The organism is Microbacterium sp. zg.B48 (assembly GCF_024623505.1).
In the GTDB taxonomy this organism is placed as follows: Bacteria; Actinomycetota; Actinomycetes; order Actinomycetales; family Microbacteriaceae; genus Microbacterium.
Genome location: NZ_JANJFE010000012.1, coordinates 1 through 26,042 on the forward strand (window position 1 = coordinate 1; position 26,042 = coordinate 26,042).

Here is a 26,042-nt window from a genome sequence, read left to right on the forward strand (position 1 = left end):
TGCCGCGGTGAGTGCCGTGACAGCACAGCGCACCCACCGCACCGCGACGCTCGGCGTCGAGATCGACGCCGAGCTTCTGTCGCTGGCGCTGACCCACCGCTCATGGGCGTACGAACACGGTCAGGGCCCGCACAACGAGCGACTGGAGTTCCTCGGAGATTCCGTGCTCGGCCAGGCTGTGACAGTGCGACTGTTCACCTCCCACCCCGAGCTGGACGAGGGAGCGCTGGCCAAACGCCGCGCGAGCGTGGTGTCCACGGTCGCCCTGGCTGAGGTCGCTCGCGGCATCGGACTCGGCGAGTACGTCCAACTCGGTCGCGGCGAGGAGCAGACCGGTGGTCGCAACAAGGACTCCATCCTGGCCGACACCATGGAAGCCGTGATCGGCGCCACCTACCTGTCGGCCGGTCCGGATGCCGCGACCGCTCTGGTCCTGCGCCTGATCGACCCGCTGCTGGATGACCCCGGCCGCGACGGTGCGTCGGTCGACCCCAAGACCACGCTCCAGGAGCTCGCCTCCCACCTCGGCGCGCCGCCGCCCGTATACGAGGTCACCTCGACCGGTCCCGACCACAGTCGGGTCTTCGCTGCCACCGTCCGGGTCGCCGAACATTCGGCGGCCGGTACGGGATCCAGCAAGAAGCAGGCCGAGATGGCCGCCGCGCTGATGGCATGGCGCGAACTCAGCGCCCGGGCCTGACCGGGATCGGGCGGCATGCCTGAGCTGCCTGAGGTCGAGGTCGTGCGCGCGGGGCTGGACCCCGCCGTCAGCGGCGCCACCGTGCGGGGCGTCACCGTCGTGGACGAGCGCGCGCTCACCCGGTATTCCGGCTCCGGCGCGCAGTTCGAAGCCGCCCTGACCGGGGCCGTCCTGCGCAGTGCCGCCCGTCGTGGCAAGTTCCTCTGGATGCCTCTGGACTCCGGCGACGACGGTGTTCCTGCCGCTGAGGCGCTGGTGGCGCATCTCGGCATGAGCGGGCAGCTCCTCCTGCGAGCGCCGGGGGCGCGGGCCGAGCGGCACGAGCGGGTGCGGCTGGACATCCAGCATCCGGACCACGGTGAGCTGGTCGTCGTGTTCGCCGACCAGCGCACGTTCGGTTCATTGACGCTGGATCCGCTGGTCCCGACGCCGGATGGCGCACCGGGTGGCCTCGGAACGAGCGAGCCGACGGTGCCCAGCCAGGTGGCCCACATCGCTCGCGACCCGCTGGACCCCGCGTTCGGCGACCGGGAGTTCCGAGTGGCGCTGACGCGCAAGGACTCGGCGATCAAACGCGTGCTGCTGGATCAGACGGTCCTCAGCGGGGTGGGCAACATCTACGCCGACGAGGCACTGTGGCGCTCCCGCATCCACCCGGAGACTCCCGCCCGCGCGCTCTCCACCCGGGCGGTGAACCGGCTCCTTGCCGACGTGCGCACCGTGCTGGAGCGCGCGCTGGCTGAGGGCGGGACGAGCTTCGATGCGCAGTACGTGAACGTCAACGGTCAGGCGGGGTATTTCGCGCACTCCCTGAACGCGTACGGACGCACCGGGCAGCCGTGTCCGCGCTGCGGCAGGCCGATCGTTCGGGTGTCGTTCATGAACCGTTCCAGCCACTACTGCCCGCACTGCCAGAAACCCCCGCGCCCGCTCGTCCGGGTCAGCTGAGCACCTTCTGCCACGCACCGGCGTAGGAGGCCGGCACGAAGCCGATCGCCTCGTTGATGTCCAGCATGTGCCGGTTCTCCTCGGCGTTGAACGTCGAGACCCGCGGTGATTCGGGGACCAGCTCACGCCACCGCAGCAGGTTCGCGCATTTGACGACGGTGCCGAGCCGGCGTCCGCGGTGGCCTTTCACGACCAGGGTGCCGTACTGCTGGGTGGCCCCGGTGCGGTCCTCGGCGATCACCAGCTCGTTGTAGGCCGCGATCGTGCCGGTCGGCACATGCTGCGCCGCCGCGACGGACACCGTCAGCCCCTGAGCCTTCAGCCGGGCATCACGGCGCTGCACGCGGTCAGCGTCCCAGTGCTGCTCCTCGATGACCAGGCCGCCGGTGGGCGCATCCGTGGACATCCGCGAGATCGCATAGGCGAACCCGCCGAGGTGCTCGGGCGGCGTCGGTGAGGTCCACATCAGCAGCCGGTAATCGCTCCCCGCGGCTGACTGCGCAGCCGCGAGCATCTCCTCGACGAGGTCGAAGTCGCCGTGCAGGTCGAACACGCTGTTGCGCTCGACCTGCTCGAGCGTGAACCCGCCGGCACGCAGCAGCGTCACCTGCGGGTCGTCGGCCGGGATCGATCCGTACCCGGTGGGCGAGGCGATGCGGGGTCCCGCTGCGTCGGGGCGGTGCAGCGTCCAGGTCTGAACGGTCCGGATGCCGCGGGCACGGGCCCGGTCCTCCACGACCTCCAGCAGCACCTGCTCGGCGCCTTCGCCGCGATGCTCGGGATCGACCATCAGGTCGAATTCGGCCGAGGTCACCTCGTCCTGGTTGGCGATCATGATCTTGATCACGCCGAGGATCCGTCCCTCCCGCTCGGCGACGTAGCCGATCTGGGTCCAGTCGGTCTGGTCCTGCCAGAAGCCGAAGACCTCGTCCGGGTCCTCGCGCAGGTAGTCGTGCCCGGCATCGGCCAGGCAGACCGCGTTGCCGATCCGGACCATCTCCAGGAAGGGGTCGGCGTCGGGACCATCGAGGCTTTCCGGAACGAGCAGCCGCGAGACGGTCGGGCGCGTCCGCTGCGTCAGATCGGTCATTCCAGCACCTTCTTCCAGGCGCCGTCGTAGGAGATCGGCACGAAGCCGATCGCCTCGTTGATGTCCAGCATGGGGCGGTTCTCCTCCGCGTTGTAGGTGATGACCCGAGGGGAGTCCGGCGCGACATCGCGCCAGGCGAGCAGGCCGGCGCACTTGACCAGGGTGCCCAGCTTGTGACCGCGGTGCTCCTTCAGCACCAGCGTGTCCTCCTGACTGGATGCCTGGGTGCGGTCTTTGCCGATGACCAGCTCGTTGAAGGCGCACAGCTCGCCTGTCGCGATGTGCTGTGCGGCCGTCACCTGCAGCGTCCGCCCCGCCGCGGTGTAGAGCGAGTCGTGCCGCGCGACGCGTCCGGCATCCCAGATCTCCTCATCGAATTCCAGAGCGGCGGCCGGGGCGTCGGTGATCATGCGGGATTTCATCCACCCGTAGCCGTCCACGAACTCCGGGGGAGTGGGCGCGAACCACCGCACCAGCCGATAGCCGGTCGAGGCCGCGGTGGCGACCGCGAGGAGCTGCTCGACCTTCTGGAAGGATCCGCGCAGATCGAACGCGCTGCAGCGTTCCACCTGTTCCAGGGTGTAGCCGTGACGGATGAAGAACCGGGCGATGTGGTCGCGGGGGATCGAACCGGAGCCGGTGGGCGGCTGCAACCGCGGGCCCGGTCCTTCGGGGTGCTCGGCCCAGGACTGCAGGACGGTGCGTCCGAAGCCGCGCGCGAACCGCTCGACGTGTGCGTAGGCGGCCGTGCCGATGCCGCGGCCCCAGACCTCACGGATCAGCTCGATGAGCCAGGACGCGTTGCGCGACCCCGCTTCGAGTGGGAAGTCCACGCCGACACGGCCGACCGGACGGCCGTCCGCCTCGACCAACCAGCTGCGCCGCTCCTGGTAGGGATCGGGCTGGTAATGGGGGAGCAGTTCGTCGGCGGCGATGAAGTGGTCGTCGTGGCCGGCGATCTCGCGGTAGATGCGGTTGCGCAGGGCCACCATCGAGATGAAGTCGGCGGCATCCGGTGCGTCGATCGTCGTGGGAATCGTCAGTGGAAGAAGTGCCACGTCGACGGGTGCGGTGATCATGGTCGGTCCGATCGGTAGCGGGTGATCAGGGGGCCGCCGCGAGCGGCCCCCTGATCAGGTCAGGTCCGTACGCTGCTCAGAGCGTGCGAACGGAAGGTGTCGTGAAGACGGCCGTCGCGGGACCGGGCATTCACGAGCCGGCGCGTGTGGTCACCGTGATCACGTGCGCTGTCGAGGCGGCGGGAGCTGCGCAGCAGCAGCCACAGACCGAGCCGCAGCTCGAGTCGGTCGGCGAGCGCCAGGCGCGCACCGTCCGTCGCCGAGGTGGGAAGCTGCCTGTCCGAGCCGAGAGACCGGACGGGCGCCAGTGTGTCGTTCATGGTGGTCTCTTTCGAGTGGAAGGGAAGGGTGGAGTGCCCGAGCGGGCGGTCGCGGGCGCGCGACAGGGGGAACGCTCATCGAGGAGCTGCCGGAACGGACCGCTGATACGCGGGCCGGGCGGACGGAGACGTCCAGAGGGCAGAGTCCTCCCCGCGGCGGTCAGCCGGCGGTGGGAGCAGTGGCGCCGAACGACGAGGTCACCGGAGCGATTCCGCAGAACGGGGAACGGCGAACCGGGGCGGAGCCTGGGTTCATCATGTGCATCATCGGTGACCTCCTTTCGCGTGTGGGACGCGAAGAGAGACGATAGCGCGGGCCAGCGGCCACGTCAAGGCGAATTCGCAGATTCGGCGGACGACGGGCGTGTCGCGACAGCGCATCGAGCGCCGGCGCACGGCCCCGGCTCCCGGCTCGCCTGCGCGGAATCACAGTGGTCCTCGGGTAGCGTGAACCCGTGAATCGACCGGGCCGGAGGACGTTTCCATGCACCTGAAGAGCTTGACGCTCAAAGGGTTCAAGTCGTTCGCCCAGCCGACCACCTTCGCTTTCGAACAGGGCGTGACCTGCATCGTCGGGCCGAACGGCTCCGGCAAGTCGAACGTCGTCGACGCCCTCGCGTGGGTGATGGGCGAGCAGGGTGCCAAGACGCTCCGCGGCGGAAAGATGGAGGACGTCATCTTCGCCGGCACGGCGACGCGAGGGCCGCTCGGCAGGGCCGAGGTCCAGCTGACGATCGACAACGGCGACGGTGCACTGCCGATCGATTACTCCGAGGTCACGATCAGCCGCACTCTGTTCCGCAACGGAGCCAGTGAGTACGCCATCAACGGGGGCGTCTGCCGGCTGCTGGATGTCCAGGAGCTGCTGAGCGACTCGGGCCTGGGCCGGGAGATGCACGTCATCGTCGGACAGGGCCGCCTCGACAACGTGCTGCAGGCATCCCCGGAAGAACGTCGCGGCTTCCTCGAAGAGGCCGCCGGCATCCTCAAACACCGCCGCCGCAAAGAGAAGACCCTCCGCAAGCTCGAGGCGATGCAGGCGAACCTGACCCGGCTCAGCGACCTGGCCGGCGAGCTGCGCCGGCAACTGAAACCGCTCGGCCGGCAGGCGGAGATCGCTCGCGAGGCCGCGACGATCGCCGCGGTCGTCCGCGACGCGCGAGCGCGGCTGCTCGCCGACGAGCTCGCCGGGCTCCGGTCGGAGCTGTCCGCCCATGCGCGCAGCGAGCAGGAGCGGCACACCGAGCGGCTGGTCCTGCAGGATCAGGCGGAGAGCCTGCGCACGCGCATCGCGGCGCTCGAGGAGCAGCAGCGCTCCGAAGGGGTGGACGAGGCGCGCAGCGTCGCTCACAGTCTGGAGCGCGTCCAGGAGCGGCTGCGCAGCCTCTACGCCCTGACCGGGCAGCGGCTGGCGCTTCTCGGAGAGGCCGCGGACGATCAGGGCCTGGAGCTGACCACCGTCTCGCAGGCCATGATCGACGACGTCCGGGCAGAGATCGAGGACATCGCGGGCGGGCTGGGCGATGCCCAGGATGCCGCGGTACAGGCATCCCGCGAGGTGGTGCGCTCGCGCGGCGAACTGGACGCGCTGGACGCGGACATCGCGGCCCAGAGTGCCTTGGTCTCGGAGCACGACATGCGACTGACCAAGCTGCGCGGTTCCGCCGAGGCCGCCGCCTCGGCGCTGACCGCGGTGCGCGCCGGAGTGGAACGGCAGCAGCGAGCGCTGGATGCCGCTCTGGCCCGCCGTGCCGAGGCGGAAGCGGAACTGGCCGGCGTGGATCCCGACCTGGTGCCGGAAGGCTCCGCCGCGGAGTACGCCACCGCGTACGAGCGGGCCCAGCGCGAGGCGACCGACGCGGAGGCCGCCGTCGGCCTGCTGCGCGAGCGACTGCACGCCGCCGAGCGGGAGAGCGAATCCCTCGCTGCCCAGACCACGGCCCTGGGGCGCGCCCTGGACGTGCGCAACGCGGCGGCGGAGCTCGTCGCGCGCGGCGGCGCGGGGATCCGGGGACTGCTCGGCGACTCCGTCAAGGTCACGCCCGGCTACGAGACGGCGATCGCCGCGGCGCTGGGCCCGTTGGCGGAGGGCGTGCTCGTGGACACCCGCGAAGACGCGTTCACGATCGCCCGCACCGTCCGCGGCGCAGACCTCGGCGTGGTGGACATCGCCATCGCCGACGCGGACTCCCCGTCGCCGGTCTTCCCGGCGGTGGCCGGCGTCGTTCCGGCGCGGGATGTGGTGACGGCACCCGACGGGGTGCTCGGCATCCTGTCCCACGTCGTCGTCGCGGACGACCTGGAGGCTGCCGCCGCAGCCCGGGATGCCCTCGCCGCGACAGATCTGGGCGCACCGGTCACGGTCGTGACGCGGGCCGGTGAGGTCTACACCGAGTACACCCTGCGGGCAGGTTCGGGACAGGGCCGCTCACGGCTCGAGCTGGCGGCCGAGCGCGATGCCGCCGCCGAACGCCTCAGCGAGATGGTGGTCGTGGCGGACTCCCTGCGCGAGGCCCTCGCTGACGACGTGCGAGGGCTGGAGGATTCCCGGCGGCGCACCAAGTCTGCCCTGGCCTCGCTCCGGGCGCACGATGCCGCTCTGGCGGCGCACGCGGAGAAGGTCAACCGCGCCACCGTCCGGCACGAGGCTGCGATCGCTGACTGCGACCGCCTCGCCGCCGGCCTCGCGCAGGCCGCGGCCGCCGTCGAGGAGGCCGAGCGTGCAGCGGACGCGGCCGAGGAGCATCTGATGCGCGCCCGTGAGGCACCACGACCGATACTGGATGCCTCCGCCCGCGAAGGCATGCTCGCCGAGCTCGAGGCCGCCCGGAACACGGAGATGCGCGCCCGTCTGGACGTCGAGACGCTCAAGGAGCGGGTGCGTGCGGGCGAAGCGCGGGTCGTGCAGTTGGAACGGCAGCGCGAGCGCGAGCGGGCGGCTGCCGCGGAGGCCGCGCGGCGTGCGGTCCTACGGCGCGCGCAGCGCGAGGTCGCCGCCGGTGTGGCGGCACAGCTGCCCGCGGTGCTGGATTCGGTCGACCGCTCCGTCAGCCAGGCACGCGTCCAGCTCGCATCCGCCGAGTCGGCGCGCACCGCGGTCACCGCCGAACTGGCCGAGCTGCGGCGCCAGGAGACCACGGTCCGCGATCGGCTGGCCGCTCTGACCGAGAGCGTGCACGGTCTGGAGCTGCAGATCCACGAGAAGCGCCTGCACGTCTCGAGCCTGCTGGAGCGCGTGGCCTCCGAGCTCGGCTTGGACGAGAACATTCTTCTTTCGGAATATGGTCCGGATCAGCCGGTTCCCGCCGATGCGCGGGTGCCGCCCCGGGAGGAGGCCGCGACTGGGCCGGACCCGGCATCGGTTCCGTTCGATCGTGCTCAGCAGCGCCGCCGGCTGCAGGATGCCGAGCGCAAGCTCGCACAGCTGGGGCGGGTGAACCCGCTCGCGCTGGAGGAGTACGCCGCTCTGGAACAGCGCCACAAGTTCCTGGTCGAGCAATTGGCGGACCTCGCGCAGACCCGCTCGGATCTGCTCACGATCATCGACGAGCTGGACGAGCGGATGCAGACGATCTTCCTCGCGGCGTTCGAGGACACGCGGGCCGCGTTCGGCGAGGTGTTCCCCATCCTGTTCCCCGGTGGCACCGGCAGCATCAGCCTGACCGACCCGGAGCATCCGCTGACCACGGGCATCGAGGTCTCGGTGCGCCCGGCGGGCAAGAAGATCGAGCGGCTGTCGCTGCTGTCCGGCGGGGAGCGGTCGTTGGCCGCCGTCGCGCTGCTCGTCGCGATCTTCATGGCCCGCCCCAGCCCGTTCTACATCCTCGACGAGGTCGAGGCCGCGCTGGACGACGCGAACCTCGGCCGGCTGCTGGGCGTGTTCGAGCGACTGCGCGAGAGCAGCCAGCTCATCGTGATCACGCACCAGAAGCGCACGATGGAGATCGCCGACGCGCTGTACGGGGTCTCCATGCGTCAGGACGGGGTGTCGGCGGTCGTCGGACAGCGCGTCGGCGACCGCGCCGCGAGCTGAGCCGACGCCGCACGACCGGATCCTTGAGCGCACCCGCCTGACGCGTGTCACATCGGCACCGCCCGCCCGGTCATACCTGGTGAGCGCCGGAGGTCGGCGCCACCGAACGGAGGACGACGGACATGGCGAAGATCGTTGTGATCGGCGGGACCGGGCTCATCGGGTCGAAGGTGGTGGCCCAGCTGGCAGAGCAGGGCCACGAGGCGGTCGCGGCGTCACCCAACACGGGGGTCGACACCATCAGCGGCGAGGGGCTGGCCGAAGCGCTGACCGCGGCGGATGTGGTCGTGGACGTGTCCAACTCGCCGTCGTTCGAGGAGAACGCGGTCCTGCGGTTCTTCACCACCTCGACCGGCAACCTGCTGGCCGCCGAGCGCGCCGCCGGCGTCGGTCACCACGTCGCGCTGACCATCGTCGGCACCAACCGTCCGCACGTCATCCCGTATTTCCGCGCCAAGGTCGCACAGGAGAAGTTGATCCGGGAATCGGGGATGCCCTACTCGCTCGTGCACGCGACGCAGTTCTTCGAATTCCTCCAGAGCATCGCCGACGTCTCGACGGACGGCGATACGGTGCGTCTTCCGGGTGCCCTGATCCAGCCGATCGCGGCCGAGGATGTCGCCACCGCGGTCGCGCGCACGGCGGCGGCCGAGCCGCTGAACGCGGACATCGAGATCGCCGGTCCCGAGGTGTTCGGTCTGGACGAGTTCATCCGCCGCGGACTGACGTTCCGCGGGGACCCGCGCACCGTCGTGCGCGACGACGACGCACAGTACTACGGCGCGAAGATCGACGAGCGGACGCTGCTGCCGGTCGAGAGCGCGCAGCTGTTCCAGACGCGCCTGGCGGACTGGCTCCGGGCCGACCCGCCCCGGTCCCGGTGAGCCGGGCTGGCACGGTTCGCGCGCCGCGGTGGGCGAGGTCCCCGGACCACCGCGGCGTGCTCGTAGGCTGTTCGCATGGCAGAGAAGTGGTCCCTCGGGGGCGCATTGCGCGGCATGTTCGTCCGTCCGACGATCGATGAGACGACGTGGGAAGACCTTGAGACGGCGCTGCTGACCGCGGATTTCGGTCCCGACATCACCGAGCGCATCGTGGCGGAGCTGCGCGGGAAGGTCGAGCGCTACCGCACGACCGACCCGCGCGACCTGCAGCGGATGCTCAAGGAGACGCTCGAAGAGCACTTCGCGAAGTTCGACACCACCCTGCGTCTGACCGAACGACCCGCCGTCGTGCTCGTGGTGGGGGTGAACGGCGTCGGGAAGACCACGACGATCGGGAAGTTCGCGAAGTTCCTGCAGCGATACGGCCGCAGCGTCGTCGTCGGTGCGGCCGACACCTTCCGCGCCGCGGCCGTGGACCAGCTGGCCACGTGGGCCGAGCGCGGGGGAGCGGCGATCGTGCGTCCGCAGCACGAGGGCCAGGATCCGGCCTCCGTCGCCTTCCAGACCGTCGAGTACGCCAAGCGCACCGGAACCGAGATCGTGCTCGTGGACACCGCGGGCCGGCTGCACACCAAGGGCGGGCTGATGGACGAGCTCGGCAAGATCCGTCGCGTCATCGAGAAGCAGGCGCCGATCAGCGAGGTGCTCCTGGTGCTGGATGCGACCACCGGGCAGAACGGTGTCCTGCAGGCCCAGGCGTTCCTGGAGCACGCCGGCGTCACCGGGCTTGTCCTGACGAAGCTGGACGGGTCGGCGCGGGGCGGATTCGTGCTCGCGGTGCAGGAGCGCACCGGCATCCCGGTGAAGCTGCTCGGCCAGGGCGAGGGGATCGGCGATCTGACCGGATTCACGCCGCACGTGTTCGCCGCTGCCCTCGTGGACTGACCCGGACGCCCGATATCGGCCGCGAACCTCACGGCTCGCCGCGGCGGGATAGCGCCGATGCCCGCGTGCTGGTTTCATGGGGATATGGCGATTGAGCACGATTACTTCGGACTCCTGGAGTCCGGCCCGGACGGGTCGATCTTCTGGTCCGAGAACGTCGATCTCGGGGATCAGACGGTGACCGTCGATCTCACCGCGCCCGACCAGGACGACGTGTCCGAGGCCGCCCTGGACGTCGCGGCGAGCCTGATCTCATCGATAGAGTCCATCGACCACACGGCGCGCAACGCGATGGTGTCCGAGCTTGATGACCGCACCAGTGAGGTGATCGAGTACATCCTCCATCAGCAGGAGACCCTCGGCGACGACCTCGAAGAGCTGCTGGTGGACATCTCCGGCGACACCCAGGTCGATGTGATCCGCTCCCTGCAGCTGATGAGCATGACGATCCTCGCCGACGAGCACGGCGGTGCGGATCCGTTCGCGGTGCTCGAATACGCACTGGACCCGGATGCCACCGACGACGTCATCCTGGTCAACTTGGACTCGGACGGCGCCGTTCTGTCGGTCACCAGCGCCGACTGAGGCGGCCCCGCCGCTGCCGTGGCGCGCGGCCTCACACCGCCTGGGCGAACGTCAGCCCCTCATCGGCGATGTCCCGCGCCAGGTGCGCCAGCTCCTGCGGAATGTCCCGCCCCTTCGAGATCATCGACTGCGCCCACAGCCGCCCCGCCCGATACGACGAGCGCACCAGCGGGCCGGCCAGGACGCCGAGGAAGCCGATGCGCTCGGCCTCCTGCTTGAACTGGACGAACTCCTGGGGCTTGACCCACCGGTCCACCGGCAGGTGACGCGGCGACGGGCGCAGATACTGCGTGATGGTGATGATGTCCGTGCCCGCATCGTGCAGGTCCTGCAGCGCCTGCACCACCTCGGTGGGCTCCTCACCCATCCCGAGGATCAGGTTCGACTTGGTGATGAGGCCGAAATCGCGGGCCTGCGTGAGCACGTCCAGCGAGCGCTCGTAGCGGAACGCCGGGCGGATGCGCTTGAAGATGCGCGGGACCGTCTCGACGTTGTGCGCGAACACCTCGGGCCGTGACTCGAACACGACGCGCAGCAGCTCGGGATCGCCGGAGAAGTCCGTGGCGAGGATCTCGACGCCGGTGCCCGGATTGTCGGCGTGGATGCGGCGCACCGTCTCGGCGTGCAGCCAGGCGCCCTCATCCGCAAGATCATCGCGCGCCACGCCGGTCACCGTGGCGTAGCGCAGCTGCATCTTCTGCACGCTCTCGGCGACCCGCCGCGGCTCGTCCCTGTCGTAATCGGCGGGCTTGCCGGTGTCGATCTGGCAGAAGTCGCAGCGGCGCGTGCACTGCGACCCGCCGATCAGGAAGGTCGCCTCCCGGTCCTCCCAGCACTCGTAGATGTTGGGGCAGCCGGCCTCCTGGCACACGGTGTGCAGACCCTCGTCCTTGACCAGGGAGTGCAGCGCGGTGTACTCGGGGCCCATCTTGGCCCGGGTCTTGATCCACTCCGGCTTCCGCTCGATCGGCGTCTGCGCGTTGCGCACCTCCAGCCGCAGCAGCTTCCGGCCGCCCGGCGCGGAGGCGGGAGCGGCGGCGCCGGCGCCGCCCGTCGCGCACCCGCTCATGCGAGCACCCCCGAGTACTCGGCAGCGAAGACCGCCGCGATCGAGTCCGCGATATCGGCCGGCGCGACGTCGCCGCCGACCACCTCGCTGACGGTGGTGACCCCGGCATCGGTGATGCCGCACGGGATGATGCCGCGGAATCCGGCAAGGGTGTTGTCGCAGTTGACCGCGAAGCCGTGCATCGTGATGCCCTTCTCCACACGCACCCCGATCGCCGCGATCTTGTCCTCGGACAGCGGTCGGCCCACCCACACCCCGCTGCGGCCTTCGACGCGGTATCCCGCGACACCGTGCAGGCGCAGCGCATCGATCAGCAGCCGCTCCAGCCGCCGGACGTGGGCGACGACGTCGATGGGCTCGGGCAGCCGCACGATCGGGTATCCGACGAGCTGTCCGGGTCCGTGCCAGGTGATCTTGCCGCCGCGGTCCACGTCGATGACCGGGGTCCCGTCGGTCGGCCGTTCGTGCGCCTGCGTGCGCCGGCCGGCGGTGAAGACGGCCTCGTGCTCGAGCAGCAGCAGCGTGTCGGGTCGGTCGCCGGAGACCACCTCGGCGTGGACGCGCCGCTGCAGCCCCCAGCCCTCGTGGTAGGGCACGTAGTGGGGGGCCAGGCCGGCGGTGATGACATCGAGCATGCGGATCCCTTCGCAGAGCGTTGTTACACTCGGTACAAATACTACGCGCAGGTAAACCGTACAGTGGGATGATGAACGCCGATTCGCGTACCGGCCGGCCGCGCGCCTCTTCGCGCGAGACCCTCGCCGAAGCCGCCTGCGAGCTCTTCCTCGAGCAGGGGTACGACGCGACATCGATCGCGGACATCGCGCAGCGGGCAGGTGTCAGCAGATCCAGCTTCTTCAACTACTTCGCCTCCAAGGGCGACATCCTCTGGTCCGGTCTGGACGAGCGCGTCGCGCAGCTGCAGGTGCGCCTCGCGGAGGATCAGACCGCCGACGCCGCGGCCGATGCGCGCGCGGCCACGGCTGCGATCGCCGCGGATTTCGCGCCGGACAGTCTTGCGCTGGCACTGGTCAACGCCGATGCCATGGGACTGGCCGACGAGCTGGAGCGCGAGGCGTCGCTGCGCCGGTCACGGATCGCCCGGACCGTGTCGGACCGGCTGCGGCGCTCCGGCGCGGACCGCCTGCACGCCGAGGTGCTCGGCGCCGCGTTCGGCGGTGCCGTGCTGGCGGCGCTGCACGCGTGGGCGGACGACGGAGCCGGGCGCACGCCCCTGCCCCGCATCCTCGCCGCGGCCCTGGATGCCGTCCGCGGCGTGACCGCGGGCGCGCCCGGCACGGTGCGACAACTGCGCGTCGTCGTCGAGGCCGCCGATTACGATTCCGCCCTGCGGTTCTACCGCGACGAGGTGGGGATGCCCGAGCGGGAGGCGTACCAGGGTGACGGTGATGCCCGGGTCGTCATCCTGGGTGCCGGTGAGGCGACCCTCGAGCTGGCCAACGCCGCTCAGGTGTCCCTGATCGATCGGGTCGAGACCGACGGTGGTTCCAGCGACCGGGTTCGCCTCGCGCTCGAGGTCGAGGACACCGCCGCGACGGTCGAGCGGCTGGTGCGGGCCGGGGCCCGGGTGGAGGCCTCCGCGCGGGAGACCCCGTGGCGATCCGTCAACGCGCGTCTGCGGGGCCCGGCCGACCTGCAGATCACGATCTTCCAGGAGCTCGGCGAAGATCGAACCGCCGGTCGCCTCGCGTAAACTCGAGGGACTATGGCAACCTTCGGCACGCTCTCAGATCGCCTCACCGACACCTTCCGGAACCTCCGCACGAAGGGCAAGCTGAGCCCCGCGGACGTGGACGGAACGGTCCGGGAGATCCGCCGCGCCCTGCTGGATGCGGACGTGGCCCTGCCCGTGGTGAAGGACTTCACCGCCAAGGTGCGCGAGCGGGCGCTGGGCGACGAGGTCAGCAAGGCGCTGAACCCGGCCCAGCAGGTCGTGCAGATCGTCAACGAGGAGCTCGTCGGGATCCTCGGTGGACAGCAGCGCCGACTGCAGTTCGCCAAGACGCCGCCGACGGTCATCATGCTCGCCGGGCTGCAGGGCTCGGGCAAGACCACGTTCGCCGGCAAGCTCGCCAAGATGCTGGAGAAGGAAGGCCACACTCCGCTGCTGATCGCCGCGGACCTGCAGCGTCCGAACGCGGTGAACCAGCTGCAGGTCGTCGCCGGCCAGGCCGGCGCGGCGATCTACGCACCCGAGCCGGGCAACGGCGTCGGCGATCCGGTCAAGGTCGCTCGCGACGGCGTCGAGGTGGCGCGGCGCCAACAGCACGACGTCGTGATCATCGACACCGCCGGACGACTCGGTGTGGACGCGGAGATGATGAAGCAGGCCTCCGACATCCGCAAGGCGACCGACCCGGACGAGGTGCTGTTCGTCATCGACGCGCTGACCGGTCAGGATGCGGTCAACACGGCCAAGGCGTTCCAGGCGGGTGTGGACTTCACCGGCGTGGTGCTTTCCAAGCTGGACGGCGACTCGCGCGGTGGTGCGGCGCTGTCCGTGGCATCCGTCACCGGACGCCCGATCATCTACGCGTCCACCGGCGAGGGACTGGACGACCTGGAGCCGTTCCACCCGGACCGCATGGCCTCGCGGATCCTCGACCTCGGCGACATCCTGACCCTCATCGAGCAGGCGCAGCAGGCCTTCGACGAGGAAGAGGCCATGAAGATGGCCGAGAAGCTGGCCACGGACAGCTTCACCCTCGAGGACTTCCTCGACCAGATGCAGCAGCTCAAGAAGATGGGCTCGATGAAGAAGATGCTGGGGATGCTCCCCGGCATGGGCAACATGAAGCAGCAGCTCGATGAGTTCGACGAGAAGGACCTCGGCCGCACCGAAGCCATCATCCGCTCGATGACGCCCATCGAACGCCGCAACCCCAAGGTGCTCAACGGGTCGCGCCGGCTGCGCATCGCCCGCGGCTCGGGCATGACCGTGACCGATGTCAACGCGCTGGTGAACCGGTTCGAGCAGGCGGCCAAGATGATGAAGACCGTCGCACGCGGCGGCACCCCGAACATCCCGGGCATGGGCCCCATCCCCGGCACCCGCCCGGGCGCGTCGGCCAAGCGCGGCAAGCAGCAGAAGGCGAAGGGTTCCCGGTCCGGAAACCCGGCCAAGCGCGCCGCCGAGAACGCCGGCATCGCGGCATCCACCCCCGCCGAGCCCACGGGTTCGGGATTCGGGCTGGGCGGGGCCCAGGGCGCCCCGAGCGAAGCCGAGCTGGCCGAACTGCAGAAGCTCCTCGGCCGCGGGTAGTCAGTCGTACCAGCGCGCGCCTGCGCGTGCCCTCACCGAGCCGCGGGCTCAGCGGCGCAGCGAGGCCAGGTGCTCGCGCAGCGTGGGACCGGCGCGGAACTCGCGGATCAGATGCTGCACGACCTCCCGCAGGTCTCCGTCTGCGGCATCCGCCACCAGAGCCTGGCGCGCGTAGCTGGCGCCCTGCGTCATGATCGCCTCCAGGCCGGTGAACTCCCGTGCGCATTTGAGCTCGACGGCGATGTCCTCCAGCTCCGCCATCGTCTCGCGCAGATGGTCGCGGACCGGACGCTGCGTCCCCGCGCTGTCCACGATGATCCGCGCATCCAGGCCGTAGCGCGCGGCGCGCCACTTGTTCTCGCGCACGAACCACGGCTGGATCGACGGCAACGCGCGTCCTTCGTCCAGCTCGCGCGAGAAGTGCTCGACCAGCACCTGCACCAGCGAGGCCACCGCCGCCAGTTCCGGAAGGGTCGACATGCCGTCGCACGCGCGCACCTCGATCGTCCCCCAGCGGGGAGCCGGGCGGATGTCCCAGCGCACCTCGGTCGCATCGGCGATGACGCCGGTGGTGACCATGTCGTGCAGGTAGGCCTCGAACTGCGCCCAGTCCTGCAGCGGCCAGGGCAGTCCCGCGGTGGGAAGCTGCTGGAAGACCAGGGACCGGTTCGACGCGTAGCCGGTGCGCTCGCCGGCCCAGAACGGGCTGGACGCGGACAGCGCCTGGAGGTGCGGCAGGTACACCGCGAGGGCGTTGATGATCGGGAAGACCTTGTTCACGTCCTCCACGCCGACGTGGACGTGGATGCCCCAGATCATCATGTTCCGCCCCCACCACTGGGTGCGCTCGATGAGCTTGTGGTACCGCGTCTTGTCGGTGACCTGCTGGTCGTACCACTGCGCGAACGGGTGACTCCCCGCGCACAGGAGCTCGACCTCCATGGGATTGGTCACGGTGCGGATCGCGGCGATCGCATCCGCGATGTCGTCCACCGCCGCGGCGACCGTGCTTCCGATTCCGCTGGTCACCTCGACCGTGTTGGTCAGCAGCTCCCCGGTCACCGTGTAGCGCTCCAGCGCCGTGCTCTCCTCGAGCGCGGCGATCAGCTCCGGCGCGCGGGGGACCAGGTCGCCGCTCTCACCGTCGGCCAGCATCAGCTCCCACTCCAGGCCCACCGACGAGCGGGAGGAGGTCGCGAAGGGCACCGTCATCCGCACAGTTTGACATGGGGATGCCGCGATGCCACGCATTCGCGAGGGCGGACGCCCCTGTTCGCGGGCGGGCCCGGGATGTGGAAGAATGGAGGGTCGGATCACCCGCTCGACCCTCTATCCAGCGCGGAGATCCTCCTTTAGAGCTTCCGCCGGGTGTGCACCCCACGCTCCGGGCGATCAGTTCGTTTCCTCTTTCACACAGTTCTGGAGAATCGTGGCTGTCAAGATCCGTCTCAAGCGCCTGGGCAAGATCCGTGCGCCGTATTACCGCATCGTCGTCGCCGACTCGCGCACCAAGCGCGATGGTCGTGTCATCGAAGAGATCGGCAAGTACCACCCCACCGAGGAGCCCTCGTTCATCGAGGTCGACTCAGACCGTGCGCAGTACTGGCTCAGCGTCGGCGCGCAGCCGACCGAGCAGGTCGCCGCGCTGCTGAAGCTGACCGGTGACTGGGGCAGGTTCAAGGGCGACGAGAACGCTGTCTCGACCGTGAAGGTCGCCGCGCCCAAGGTCCCGTTCGAGGTCGACTCCTCGAAGAAGGTCGTCATCAAGCCCAAGGCTGACAAGACGCCCGCCGCCGAGGCAGTCGCCGACGCCGCGACCGACGCAGAGTAATCGTGGTGCTCGCCGCCGCGCTCGAGCACGTCGTCAAGGGGATCGTGGATCACCCGGACGACGTGGCCATCCGCTCCTCGACGTCCCCTCGCGGGGACGTCCTCGAGGTGCACGTGCACCCCGACGATCGGGGCCGCGTGATCGGGCGCGGCGGACGCACGGCGAAAGCCCTGCGCACGCTGATCACTGCACTCGCAGACGGCCGGCGCGTTCGCGTCGACGTCGCGGACGACTGACGTGGCCGACTCCGACGACTCCACTCAGGCCCGTCCGCCCAAGGCGGCCAAGACCCAGCTGCGGGTCGGGCGCCTGGTCAAGGCGCACGGGCTCAAGGGCGCACTCAAGCTCGAGCTCTACACCGACGATCCCGAAGGCCGCTTCACGCCCGGTGCGACGTTCACCCTCCAGGTGCCCGAGTCATCCCCCTGGCATGGCAAGGTGCTCACCGTGCGTGAGTTCCGGTGGATGAACAGCCATGCCATCGCCTTCTTCGAGGGCGTCGATGACCGCGCCGGTGCGGAGGAACTGGTTCGAGCGATCCTCTGGATCGATCAGGATCCCGCCGACATCCCCACCGAAGACGACGCGTGGTACGACCATCAGCTCATCGGACTGGATGTGGTCCGCGACGGCGAGGTCGTGGGCCGCGTCGTCCGCATCGATCACTTCCCCGCGCAGGACCTGCTGACCGTCCGCGTCCGCGGCGATCAGGAAGTGCTCGTGCCGTTCGTCAAGGCCATCGTCCCCGAGGTCGACATCGCGGGCGGCCGCGTCCTCGTGACGCCCCCGCCCGGGCTGTTCGAGGACCTTCCCGGCGATGACGACGACGCGACACCGGCCGTCGCTTCCGAGTCCGGCTCCGCAGCCGCGCCGGCGGACGAGGACGACTCCGCGGGGGCGTGACGTGCGCATAGACGTCGTCTCGATCTTCCCGGCCTTCTTCGACGTCCTGGAGGTGTCCCTGCTGGGCAGGGCGCGGGGCAACGGCCTCCTGGACGTGCGCGTCCACGATCTGCGCGACTGGACGCACGACCGGCATCGCACCGTGGACGACACGCCCTACGGCGGCGGAGCCGGCATGGTCATGAAGCCCGAGCCGTGGGGCGAAGCGCTGGACGCGATCGCGGCGGAGGCGGCCACCGCCGCGCCCGACTCCCGTCCGGTGTTCGTCTTCCCCTCGCCGGCGGGCGAACTGTTCACCCAGGCGACGGCCCGCGAACTGGCCGGCCGCCCGCACCTGGTCTTCGGCTGCGGCCGCTACGAGGGGATCGACGAGCGGGTCTTCGCACACGCGGCCTCCCTCGGCGAGGTGCGTCTGCTCAGCCTGGGCGACTACGTCCTGAACGGCGGAGAGGTCGCCGCGATGGCGATGATCGAGGCGGTCGGCCGGCTCATCCCGGGGGTCGTCGGAAATCCCGCGAGCCTGGTCGAGGAATCCCACGAGGACGGCCTGCTCGAGTACCCGTCGTACACGAAACCGGCCTCCTGGCGCGGCTTGGACGTCCCGCCGGTGCTGCTCAGCGGCAACCACGGCGCGATCGCCGAGTGGCGCCGCCAGCAGCAGCTGGCCCGCACGCGGGAGCGCCGACCGGACCTCCTCTCCGCCGGGGAGTGACGCTCCGCCGGCCCGCGCGCAAGCCCCCCGTGCCGAAAATTCTCGAGCACTAATGTGGGAGTCCCCGCCGGTGCCGGATCCGCCTGTGCCGCAGGACGACGGAGACGATGTGCAGACCTGGCCCGGTTCGAGCTATCCGCTCGGCGCGACTTTCGACGGCAACGGCACCAACTTCGCGCTTTTCAGCGAGAGCGCCCAACGGGTCGAGCTGTGCCTGTTCGGTGAGCGCGGCAAGGAGACCCGCGTCGAGATGGTCGATGTCGACGCGTACGTCTGGCACGCGTACCTGCCGCAGGTGCGCCCCGGACAGCGCTACGGATATCGCGTGCATGGGGATTACGACCCGTCGACCGGCGCACGGTTCAACCCGAACAAGCTGCTTCTGGACCCCTACGCGAAGGCGGTGGAAGGCCAGGTCCAGTGGGGCCAGGCGGTCTTCGGCTACGACTTCGGAGACCCCGACTCGCGCAATGACGAGGACTCCGCGGCATCCATGATGAAGGCCGTGGTGGTCAACCCGTTCTTCGACTGGGCCGGAGACCGACTGCCGAAGACACCGTACGCCGAGACCTTCATCTACGAAGCGCACGTGAAGGGCCTCACCGAGCGGCATCCGGCCATCCCCGAGGAGATCCGCGGCACCTACAGTGCGATCGCGCATCCGGCGATCATCGAGCATCTCAAAAAGCTCGGGGTGACCGCCATCGAGCTCATGCCCGTGCACCAGTTCGTGGACGATTCCACGCTGCAGGAGAAGGGACTGTCGAACTACTGGGGCTACAACACGATCGCGTTCCTGGCCCCGCAGAACACCTACGCCGCCACCGGCGAGCAGGGCCAGCAGGTCGAGGAGTTCAAGGGCATGGTCCGCGCGCTGCACGCCGCCGGCATCGAGGTCATCCTGGACGTGGTGTACAACCACACCGCCGAGGGCAACCATCTGGGTCCGATGCTGTCGATGCGCGGCATCGACAACGCCGCGTACTACCGCCTCGAAGACGACGACAAGCGGTACTACACCGACTACACCGGCACCGGCAACAGCCTGAACGTGGGCAACCCGCACGCGCTGCAGCTGATCATGGACTCCCTGCGCTACTGGGTGCTCGAGATGCACGTCGACGGGTTCCGCTTCGACCTGGCCTCCACCCTGGCGCGGGAGTTTTACGACGTCGACAAGCTGGCGACCTTCTTCGAGCTCGTGCAGCAGGATCCCGTGGTCTCCCAAGTCAAGCTGATCGCCGAACCGTGGGATGTCGGGCCGGGCGGCTACCAGGTCGGCAACTTCCCTCCGCAATGGACCGAGTGGAACGGCCAGTACCGGGACACCGTGCGCGACTTCTGGCGCGGTGAGCCGCAGGCACTCGGCGAGTTCGCCTCGCGCCTGACCGGCTCCGCCGACCTCTACGAGCATTCCGGCCGCCGTCCGGTGGCATCGATCAACTTCGTCACCGCGCACGACGGCTTCACACTGCGCGACCTGGTCAGCTACGAGCACAAGCACAACGACGCCAACGGCGAAGACGGCAAAGACGGCGCCGACGACAACCGCTCGATGAACTTCGGCGTGGAAGGTCCCACCGACGATCCCGAGGTGAACACGATGCGCGCACGTCAGCAGCGCAACTTCATCGCGACGCTGCTGCTCTCGCAGGGCGTGCCCATGCTGCTGCACGGCGACGAGCTGGGCCGCACGCAGCAGGGCAACAACAACGGCTATGCGCAGGACAACGAGCTGACCTGGGTCGACTGGGACAACGTCGATCAGCCGCTGGTGGAGTTCACCGCGGCGCTCGCGCGACTGCGACGCGACCATCCCACCTTCCGTCGCCGTCGGTTCTTCAACGGCCGCCCGGTCAAAATGGAGCTGGGACAGGGGGTCCCCGACATCGCATGGCTGCGGCCGGACGGCAGCGTCATGCAGCCGGAGGATTGGGACTCCGGCTTCGGCCGCGCGGTAGGTGTGTTCTTGAACGGGCGCGGCATCCGCGAGCGTGATCGCCGCGGCGAACCGATCGTCGACAAGCACTTCATCATCCTGTTCAACGCCGGCGATGACAGCGTGGACTTCGACATTCCGGACACCGCATTCAGTCCCCGGTGGGACATCCTGGTCGACACCGCAGGGCAGCAGGCGGACAGCGAGCCGCTGAGCCCCGGATCGTCCGTGCGGCTGCCGCCCAAGGCGCTGATTGTCCTCCGCGAGCACGAACTGCCCGAGGTCGAGATCGATCACTCGGTTGCGGCATCGCTCGCGGCGCAGACCGACAACGCCACGATGCCCGGACACTCGCCCAAGGCGGAGTTGGAGCGCTAGATCGTGGCGTCGCATCCGAACTCGACATACCGCTTGCAGATCCGCCGGGACTTCGACCTGGATGCCGCGGCGGGGGTGACCGCCTACCTGAACGACCTCGGCGTGTCGTGGGCGTACCTCTCGCCGCTGCTGCGGGCGACGGAGGGCTCCGACCACGGCTACGACGTCGTCGACCCCTCGACGATCGACCCTGCCCGAGGCGGCCCGGCCGGACTGGAGCGGTTCGCCGCGGCCGCCCGAGCGGCCGGCCTGGGGATCCTCGTCGACATCGTCCCCAACCACATGGGCATCTCACGACCCGAGCAGAACCCGTGGTGGTGGGACGTGCTGATCCGGGGCCGCGACTCCCGCTACGCCGAGGCGTTCGATATCGACTGGGAGTACGGCGCCGGCCGGATCCGCGTGCCGATCCTGGGCGCGAGCCTGGACGAGGTGATCGCCGCGGGGGAGGTGGCCATCGAGCCCGGCGACGCGGTGGGCGGCGCGCACGGCGTCGCGCGGTTCTACGGTCAGCATGTCCTTCCGCTCGCGCCCGACTCGATTCCGTTCCCGGTCGTCGGAGCCGGCAGCGCCAGGCTGGATGACCCCGACGTGATGCGCCGGGTCCTGGCCGGGCAGCACTGGGAGGCGATGTTCTGGCGGCGTGAAGCGGGGGAGCTGAACTACCGGCGCTTCTTCGCGGTTACGACCCTCGCCGGAGTGCGTGTGGAGATCCCCTGGGTGTTCGACGAGAGCCACGCCGAAATCCTGCGGTGGGTGCGCGAGGGGCTGGCCGACGGCCTGCGCGTGGATCATCCGGACGGACTGCTCGATCCGGGCGGGTACCTGGAACGGCTGGCCGCCGCCACCGGCCACGCCTACGTGCTGGTGGAGAAGATCCTCGAGCACGGCGAGGAGCTGCCCGCCTGGTGGGAGACGGACGGCACGACCGGGTACGACGCACTCGCGCAGATCGACCGCGTGCTGATCGACCCTCGCGGGGAAGGACCCCTCGACGCCCTTGATGCGCGGTTGCGCGGCGGCGACACGCAGCGCTACCCGGACCTCATCCACGAGACGAAGCGGACGATCGCGGACACGATCCAGCGCGCGGAAGTCGCGCGGCTCGTACGCGACCTGTCGGACGCGCCGAGCGACCGGCCGACAGATCCGGCCGAGGCCGCAGACGCGATCGCCGAGCTGCTCGCGTGCTTCCCGGTGTACCGCTCATACCTGCCGGCCGGCCGGGAGCACCTGGACCAGGCGGCCGCGGAAGCGCGGGCCCGCCGCCCCGACCTGGCAGAGGCGATCGCCCGACTGGTGCCCGTTCTCGCTGACCCCTCCTCCGACGTCGCCCGCCGCTTCCAGCAGACCACCGGGCCGGTGATGGCCAAGGGCGTGGAGGACACCGCCTTCTACCGGTACACCCGGCTCGGCTCGCTCACCGAGGTGGGAGCCGACCCGTCGGTCTTCTCGCTGACCGTCGCCGACTTCCACCGTGCGCAGACGGCACGGCAGGCGTCTTGGCCGGCCGCGATGACGACGCTGTCCACACACGACACCAAGCGCGGCGAAGACGTCCGTGCCCGCCTGGACGTGCTCGCCGAGCTGCCGCAGCGCTGGCAGGACGTGCTGGTCGACCTCAGCGAGCGCGCCTCGACCGGTGACCGGCCCTTCGACAGCCTGCTCTACCAGGCGATCATCGGCTCCTGGCCCGCCTCGAGGGAGCGGCTGCACGCGTACGCCGAGAAGGCGGCACGGGAAGCGGCCGAATCGACGGGCTGGTGGGATCCGGACGCCGAGTTCGAAGCGCGCATGCACGCGGTCGTGGACGCCGCGTTCGACGACGCCGCGGTGAACGCCCTCATCGGCGGCTTGGTGGCCGAGATCACCCGAGCCGGGTGGTGCAACGGCCTCTCGGCGAAGCTGCTGCAGCTGACCGCGCCGGGCGTGCCCGACGTCTATCAGGGCTCGGAACTGTGGGAGACCTCGCTCGTGGATCCCGACAACCGGCGGCCCGTCGACTTCGCCGAGCGGGCTCGGCTGCTGACGGCGCTGGACGACGGGTTCGCGCGCGGCGATCTGCCGCCGGTGGACGCATCCGGACTCGCGAAGCTGCTCGTGACCTCACGCGCCCTGCGCCTGCGGCGGGACCGATCGGAGCTGTTCACCCGGTATACCCCCATGACCGTCGTGGGCGAGGCGTCCGACCACGCCATCGCGTTCGACCGCGGGGGTGCGCTGACGGTCGCCACACGGCTGCCCGTGGGCCTGCAGCGCCGCGGGGGATGGGGGCAGACTCTCCTGCTGCGGCATCCCGGTCCGGCGGTCGACGCGCTCACCGGTCGCCGCCACGAGGGCTCCCGCCTGCGGATGGCCGATGTGCTGGCCACCTACCCGGTGGCTCTGCTGGTCCCGGAGGGAGTGTCATGACCGTCCAGGTGTGGGCACCCCGCGCCGACCGCGTGCGCCTGCGCCGCCCCGGCACCGCCGATGTGGAGCTGGTGCCCGGCGCCGACGGGTGGTGGGCCGCAGCATCCGTCGTCCTGGCCGACGGGGACGAATACGGCTTCGTACTGGGGGACGGGGATCAGCTGCGACCGGATCCGCGCTCCCGCCGCCAGCCGCGCGGCGTGCACCAGGCGTCCGCGTGGTTCAGCGCCGATGCGTACCGATGGCAGGACGGGGCGTGGACCGGACGCCAGCTGGCCGGCTCGGTGATCTACGAGCTCCACGTGGGCACCTTCACCGCCGAGGGCACCCTCGACGCCGCCATCGGCCGCCTCGACGATTTGGTCGAGCTGGGTATCGGCTTCGTGGAGCTGCTGCCGGTCAACGCCTTCAACGGAACCCACAACTGGGGCTACGACGGGGTGCTCTGGTACGCGGTGCACGAGGGGTACGGCGGCCCGGCCGCGTACCAGCGCTTCGTGGACGCCTGCCACCAGCGCGGCCTGGGTGTCATCCAGGACGTCGTCTACAACCACCTCGGACCCAGCGGCAACTACCTGCCCGAGTACGGCCCGTACCTGCGCGATGCCGAGCGCAACACGTGGGGCTCCTCGGTGGATCTGGACCAGCCCGCCGTCCGCGACTTCATCGTGCAGAACGCCCTGATGTGGATGCGCGACTACCACGTGGACGGACTGCGCCTGGACGCCGTGCACGCACTGCGGGACACCTCGGGACGGCACATCCTCCAGGAGCTCGCCGAGCACACCGACGCGCTCAGCGCGCACCTGAACCGCCCGCTCACGCTGATCGCCGAATCCGACCTGAATGACGCGACCCTCATCAGCGCGCGTGAGGCGGGCGGCTACGGACTGACTGCGCAGTGGAGCGACGACTACCACCACGCCCTCCACGTCGCCGTGACGGGGGAGACCGGCGGGTACTACGCCGACTTCGCCCCACTGGCGGCATTGGCCAAAGCCGCCACCGCGGGGTTCTTCCACGACGGCAGCTGGTCCAGCTTCCGCGGCCGCCCGCACGGGCATCCGATCGACCCGCGCATCCCGACGTCGCGGCTGGTGACCTTCGCCCAGGACCACGACCAGATCGGCAACCGTGCCGCCGGCGACCGGCTCTCGCAGGCCCTCGACGAGGGCGGCCTGGCGATCGCCGCCGTGCTGGGCGTGCTGTCCCCGTTCACCCCCATGCTCTTCATGGGCGAGGAGTGGGCGGCATCCACCCCCTGGCAGTTCTTCACCTCGCACCCGGAACCGGAGCTGGGGCGGGCGACCGCGGAGGGGCGTATCGCCGAGTTCGCCGCCATGGGCTGGGACGCCTCGGTCGTCCCGGATCCGCAGGACCCGGAGACCTTCCGTCGCTCCACGCTGCGCTGGGAGGAGCGCACCGAGGGCGTGCACGCGCGCATCCTCGCCCTCTACCGCGACCTCATCGCGCTGCGCCGCGACGTCGCGGATCTGACGGATCCCTCCTTCGGCGCCGTGCACGCCGACGCGGACGAGCACGCACGCGTGTTCCGGCTGCAGCGCGGACAGACCCTGATCCTGGTGAACTTCTCGCAGACTCCGGTCACGGTGCCGCTTCCGCAGACCGCGGCCGTGCTGCTCACCACGGACGCCGGCTGCGGGCTGGACCGGAACGGCGCCGGCCTGCCGCCACGCGCCGCCATGGTCCTGTCGACCGCTCAGCGCTGACGCGGATGTGCCGTTGCGGCTTGTAGCCTGAGCGCATGCCGAGTCGATCCAGGACGTGGACCGTCGGAGGCGTGGGGCTGATCGCCTGCGGCGTGCTCGGGGTGCTGCTCGGCAGCTTCCCGTACCCGCCCGTCGGCGCCGCGCTCGGCATCGCCGGGGAGCTGATCTACGCGGCCGCGGTGCTGCTGTTCGCCGTGGGTCTCGCCCGGGAGGCGAGCGTCGTGGCACGGCGGCCGCTGGGGGTGTGCTCCATGGCCGTGGTCGCGCTCTGGCCCCTCGCGGCGCGGCTGGTCGCGCAGCTGCTGGCCACCCAGGAGCCGGAGGGCGGTCCCGCGTCGATGACCTTCGGCTACATCGCGCTCGTGGTTCCGGTCGGCGCCGGCCTGATCGCGGCCGTGCAGATCGCGCGTGCCGGCGTCGTCCCGTCGCCGTGGCGGTGGGCGCCGATGTGGGCGTTGGCGGCGCACGTGGCGGCGTTCGTGCTCGCGCAACTGCTCTTCCTCGGGCTCGGCCCCGCCGAGGTGCAGCTGTTCGCCGGAGTGCTCTCGATGCTCGGGATGGTCGCGTTCCTGCTGGGGACGCTCGGCCTGGGTGTGATCGCGCTCGTGTGCGCGGCGCGGCTGCGTCCGGACAGCGTCGCGGTGTTCAGCTCCGCCGACCGGCACCCACGGCAGCGCGGTGAGGGCGCCGACGGCGCCCGAACGCGCTGACCGTCGCCGAACGGATCATGGCGCAGGGGCGTCCGTGGGGAGCATCGGTCGTGGCCCCGGCTCGGCCCCTAAGATTCGGTGATGCCCTTCGCCCTCGCATTGACCATCGTCCTCGTCGCCCTGGCGGGCTTGCAAGCCGCATTGGTGCTGGGGGCGCCGTGGGGGCGCTTCGCCTGGGGCGGGCAGCATCGCGTGCTGCCCACACGACTGCGCGTGGGCAGCGCGATCTCGATCATCGTGTACGCGGTCATCGTCCTGCTGGCGTGGACGAAGGTGGGCGTGGTGCCGGCCATTCCCGCGATCATCGGCGACGTGGGCATGTGGATCGTGTTCGGCTACTTCTGCCTAGGGATCGTGATGAACGCGATCTCGCGCAGCACATCCGAGCGCAACGTCATGGTGCCGGTGACGATCGTGCTCACCGTGCTGAGCCTGCTCATCGCGCTGGGCTACGGCGCGATGGCGATGGCGATCTGAACCGGACCGCCGGA

Annotated in this window: 23 protein-coding genes; 17 read left to right on the forward strand and 6 right to left on the reverse strand. The window is 70.2% G+C overall.

The genetic code is table 11. The annotated features are described in order from the left end of the window. Nucleotides 1-7: 7 nt before the first annotated feature. Nucleotides 8-700, forward strand: coding sequence for a ribonuclease III (gene rnc, locus NQ152_RS09045; RefSeq protein WP_257523884.1), 693 nt, complete (start codon nucleotides 8-10; stop codon nucleotides 698-700). 15 nt (nucleotides 701-715) lie between these two features. Then, nucleotides 716-1,648 carry a bifunctional DNA-formamidopyrimidine glycosylase/DNA-(apurinic or apyrimidinic site) lyase gene (gene mutM / locus NQ152_RS09050; RefSeq protein ID WP_257523735.1) on the forward strand — a complete coding sequence of 311 codons (933 nt, stop codon included), beginning with the start codon at nucleotides 716-718 and terminating at the stop codon, nucleotides 1,646-1,648. Here mutM and NQ152_RS09055 read toward each other — a convergent pair. Genes NQ152_RS09055 through NQ152_RS09065 form a run of 3 tightly spaced genes read right to left on the reverse strand, consistent with a single transcriptional unit; the run spans nucleotide 1,641 to nucleotide 4,137 of the window. Next, complete coding sequence (locus tag NQ152_RS09055; RefSeq protein WP_257523736.1) at nucleotides 1,641-2,738, reverse strand: GNAT family N-acetyltransferase; 1,098 nt, start codon at nucleotides 2,736-2,738, stop codon at nucleotides 1,641-1,643. The two genes, mutM and NQ152_RS09055, sit on opposite strands and share 8 nt — an antisense overlap. Further along, complete coding sequence (locus tag NQ152_RS09060) at nucleotides 2,735-3,817, reverse strand: GNAT family N-acetyltransferase (protein WP_257523737.1); 1,083 nt, start codon at nucleotides 3,815-3,817, stop codon at nucleotides 2,735-2,737. The genes NQ152_RS09055 and NQ152_RS09060 overlap by 4 nt, the downstream gene beginning before the upstream one ends. A 59-nt stretch (nucleotides 3,818-3,876) precedes the next feature. Next, complete coding sequence (locus NQ152_RS09065; RefSeq protein WP_257523738.1) at nucleotides 3,877-4,137, reverse strand: hypothetical protein; 261 nt, start codon at nucleotides 4,135-4,137, stop codon at nucleotides 3,877-3,879. A 484-nt stretch (nucleotides 4,138-4,621) separates the two neighbouring features. On the opposite strand from NQ152_RS09065, the gene smc reads away from it, so the two are divergent. The 4 genes from smc (at nucleotide 4,622) to NQ152_RS09085 (ending at nucleotide 10,584) form a co-directional block, all read left to right on the forward strand. Beyond that, nucleotides 4,622-8,170, forward strand: a complete 3,549-nt coding sequence (smc, locus tag NQ152_RS09070) for a chromosome segregation protein SMC (RefSeq protein ID WP_257523739.1) — start codon at nucleotides 4,622-4,624, stop codon at nucleotides 8,168-8,170. A 122-nt stretch (nucleotides 8,171-8,292) separates the two neighbouring features. After that, nucleotides 8,293-9,054: an SDR family oxidoreductase gene (locus NQ152_RS09075; protein ID WP_257523740.1), complete on the forward strand. Its 762-nt coding sequence runs from the start codon at nucleotides 8,293-8,295 to the stop codon at nucleotides 9,052-9,054. 75 nt (nucleotides 9,055-9,129) lie between these two features. After that, on the forward strand, nucleotides 9,130-9,999 hold the full coding sequence (ftsY, locus tag NQ152_RS09080; RefSeq protein WP_257502040.1) for a signal recognition particle-docking protein FtsY: 870 nt from the start codon (nucleotides 9,130-9,132) through the stop codon (nucleotides 9,997-9,999). An 84-nt stretch (nucleotides 10,000-10,083) separates the two neighbouring features. Continuing rightward, nucleotides 10,084-10,584: a DUF2004 domain-containing protein gene (locus NQ152_RS09085; protein ID WP_257502041.1), complete on the forward strand. Its 501-nt coding sequence runs from the start codon at nucleotides 10,084-10,086 to the stop codon at nucleotides 10,582-10,584. 31 nt (nucleotides 10,585-10,615) lie between these two features. Here NQ152_RS09085 and lipA read toward each other — a convergent pair whose 3' ends face one another. Beyond that, nucleotides 10,616-11,653 carry a lipoyl synthase gene (gene lipA / locus NQ152_RS09090; protein ID WP_257523741.1) on the reverse strand — a complete coding sequence of 346 codons (1,038 nt, stop codon included), beginning with the start codon at nucleotides 11,651-11,653 and terminating at the stop codon, nucleotides 10,616-10,618. Continuing rightward, nucleotides 11,650-12,288: a lipoyl(octanoyl) transferase LipB gene (gene lipB / locus NQ152_RS09095; protein WP_257523742.1), complete on the reverse strand. Its 639-nt coding sequence runs from the start codon at nucleotides 12,286-12,288 to the stop codon at nucleotides 11,650-11,652. Before lipB ends, lipA begins: the two co-directional genes overlap by 4 nt. A gap of 71 nt (nucleotides 12,289-12,359) precedes the next feature. Between lipB and NQ152_RS09100 the strand changes: the two genes are divergently transcribed. Then, the gene (locus tag NQ152_RS09100) at nucleotides 12,360-13,367 is read left to right on the forward strand and encodes a TetR family transcriptional regulator (RefSeq protein WP_257523743.1); all 1,008 of its coding nucleotides are present in this window, start codon (nucleotides 12,360-12,362) and stop codon (nucleotides 13,365-13,367) included. Between the two features lie 12 nt (nucleotides 13,368-13,379). Then, complete coding sequence (gene ffh, locus NQ152_RS09105) at nucleotides 13,380-14,936, forward strand: signal recognition particle protein (protein WP_257523744.1); 1,557 nt, start codon at nucleotides 13,380-13,382, stop codon at nucleotides 14,934-14,936. 48 nt (nucleotides 14,937-14,984) lie between these two features. On the opposite strand, the gene NQ152_RS09110 is transcribed toward ffh, so the two are convergent. Then, nucleotides 14,985-16,148: a glutamate--cysteine ligase gene (locus NQ152_RS09110; protein ID WP_257523745.1), complete on the reverse strand. Its 1,164-nt coding sequence runs from the start codon at nucleotides 16,146-16,148 to the stop codon at nucleotides 14,985-14,987. Nucleotides 16,149-16,365: 217 nt separating this feature from the next. Here NQ152_RS09110 and rpsP point away from each other — a divergent pair, with 217 nt between their 5' ends. The 9 genes from rpsP (at nucleotide 16,366) to NQ152_RS09155 (ending at nucleotide 26,028) form a co-directional block, all read left to right on the forward strand. After that, nucleotides 16,366-16,767: a 30S ribosomal protein S16 gene (rpsP, locus tag NQ152_RS09115; protein ID WP_257502049.1), complete on the forward strand. Its 402-nt coding sequence runs from the start codon at nucleotides 16,366-16,368 to the stop codon at nucleotides 16,765-16,767. Nucleotides 16,768-16,772: 5 nt separating this feature from the next. After that, nucleotides 16,773-17,003 carry an RNA-binding protein gene (locus tag NQ152_RS09120; RefSeq protein WP_257502050.1) on the forward strand — a complete coding sequence of 77 codons (231 nt, stop codon included), beginning with the start codon at nucleotides 16,773-16,775 and terminating at the stop codon, nucleotides 17,001-17,003. Between the two features lies 1 nt (nucleotide 17,004). Further along, nucleotides 17,005-17,670 (forward strand): ribosome maturation factor RimM, encoded by a 666-nt coding sequence (gene rimM, locus NQ152_RS09125; protein ID WP_257523746.1) that lies wholly within the window; start codon nucleotides 17,005-17,007, stop codon nucleotides 17,668-17,670. Between the two features lies 1 nt (nucleotide 17,671). Further along, the gene (gene trmD / locus NQ152_RS09130; RefSeq protein WP_257502052.1) at nucleotides 17,672-18,382 is read left to right on the forward strand and encodes a tRNA (guanosine(37)-N1)-methyltransferase TrmD; all 711 of its coding nucleotides are present in this window, start codon (nucleotides 17,672-17,674) and stop codon (nucleotides 18,380-18,382) included. A 109-nt stretch (nucleotides 18,383-18,491) separates the two neighbouring features. After that, nucleotides 18,492-20,699 carry a glycogen debranching protein GlgX gene (glgX, locus tag NQ152_RS09135; protein WP_257502228.1) on the forward strand — a complete coding sequence of 736 codons (2,208 nt, stop codon included), beginning with the start codon at nucleotides 18,492-18,494 and terminating at the stop codon, nucleotides 20,697-20,699. A 33-nt stretch (nucleotides 20,700-20,732) separates the two neighbouring features. Beyond that, nucleotides 20,733-23,111: a malto-oligosyltrehalose synthase gene (gene treY / locus NQ152_RS09140; RefSeq protein ID WP_374113582.1), complete on the forward strand. Its 2,379-nt coding sequence runs from the start codon at nucleotides 20,733-20,735 to the stop codon at nucleotides 23,109-23,111. Next, complete coding sequence (treZ, locus tag NQ152_RS09145; protein ID WP_257523748.1) at nucleotides 23,108-24,841, forward strand: malto-oligosyltrehalose trehalohydrolase; 1,734 nt, start codon at nucleotides 23,108-23,110, stop codon at nucleotides 24,839-24,841. Before treY ends, treZ begins: the two co-directional genes overlap by 4 nt. A gap of 35 nt (nucleotides 24,842-24,876) precedes the next feature. Beyond that, complete coding sequence (locus NQ152_RS09150) at nucleotides 24,877-25,551, forward strand: hypothetical protein (protein ID WP_257523749.1); 675 nt, start codon at nucleotides 24,877-24,879, stop codon at nucleotides 25,549-25,551. An 81-nt stretch (nucleotides 25,552-25,632) separates the two neighbouring features. Continuing rightward, the gene (locus NQ152_RS09155) at nucleotides 25,633-26,028 is read left to right on the forward strand and encodes a hypothetical protein (protein ID WP_257523750.1); all 396 of its coding nucleotides are present in this window, start codon (nucleotides 25,633-25,635) and stop codon (nucleotides 26,026-26,028) included. Nucleotides 26,029-26,042: the final 14 nt, after the last annotated feature.

Bases quoted from the DNA above. Each gene is read 5' to 3' on its own strand.
- NQ152_RS09065 (WP_257523738.1), bottom strand. From the start codon at position 4,137: ATGAACGACACACTGGCGCCCGTCCGGTCTCTCGGCTCGGACAGGCAG.
- NQ152_RS09075 (WP_257523740.1), top strand. From the start codon at position 8,293: ATGGCGAAGATCGTTGTGATCGGCGGGACCGGGCTCATCGGGTCGAAG.
- NQ152_RS09150 (WP_257523749.1), top strand. From the start codon at position 24,877: ATGCCGAGTCGATCCAGGACGTGGACCGTCGGAGGCGTGGGGCTGATC.
- lipA (WP_257523741.1), bottom strand. From the start codon at position 11,653: ATGAGCGGGTGCGCGACGGGCGGCGCCGGCGCCGCCGCTCCCGCCTCC.
- NQ152_RS09155 (WP_257523750.1), top strand. From the start codon at position 25,633: ATGCCCTTCGCCCTCGCATTGACCATCGTCCTCGTCGCCCTGGCGGGC.
- ftsY (WP_257502040.1), top strand. From the start codon at position 9,130: ATGGCAGAGAAGTGGTCCCTCGGGGGCGCATTGCGCGGCATGTTCGTC.
- lipB (WP_257523742.1), bottom strand. From the start codon at position 12,288: ATGCTCGATGTCATCACCGCCGGCCTGGCCCCCCACTACGTGCCCTAC.
- NQ152_RS09060 (WP_257523737.1), bottom strand. From the start codon at position 3,817: ATGATCACCGCACCCGTCGACGTGGCACTTCTTCCACTGACGATTCCC.
- smc (WP_257523739.1), top strand. From the start codon at position 4,622: ATGCACCTGAAGAGCTTGACGCTCAAAGGGTTCAAGTCGTTCGCCCAG.
- NQ152_RS09055 (WP_257523736.1), bottom strand. From the start codon at position 2,738: ATGACCGATCTGACGCAGCGGACGCGCCCGACCGTCTCGCGGCTGCTC.
- NQ152_RS09085 (WP_257502041.1), top strand. From the start codon at position 10,084: ATGGCGATTGAGCACGATTACTTCGGACTCCTGGAGTCCGGCCCGGAC.
- ffh (WP_257523744.1), top strand. From the start codon at position 13,380: ATGGCAACCTTCGGCACGCTCTCAGATCGCCTCACCGACACCTTCCGG.
- mutM (WP_257523735.1), top strand. From the start codon at position 716: ATGCCTGAGCTGCCTGAGGTCGAGGTCGTGCGCGCGGGGCTGGACCCC.
- NQ152_RS09100 (WP_257523743.1), top strand. From the start codon at position 12,360: ATGAACGCCGATTCGCGTACCGGCCGGCCGCGCGCCTCTTCGCGCGAG.
- treZ (WP_257523748.1), top strand. From the start codon at position 23,108: ATGACCGTCCAGGTGTGGGCACCCCGCGCCGACCGCGTGCGCCTGCGC.
- NQ152_RS09110 (WP_257523745.1), bottom strand. From the start codon at position 16,148: ATGACGGTGCCCTTCGCGACCTCCTCCCGCTCGTCGGTGGGCCTGGAG.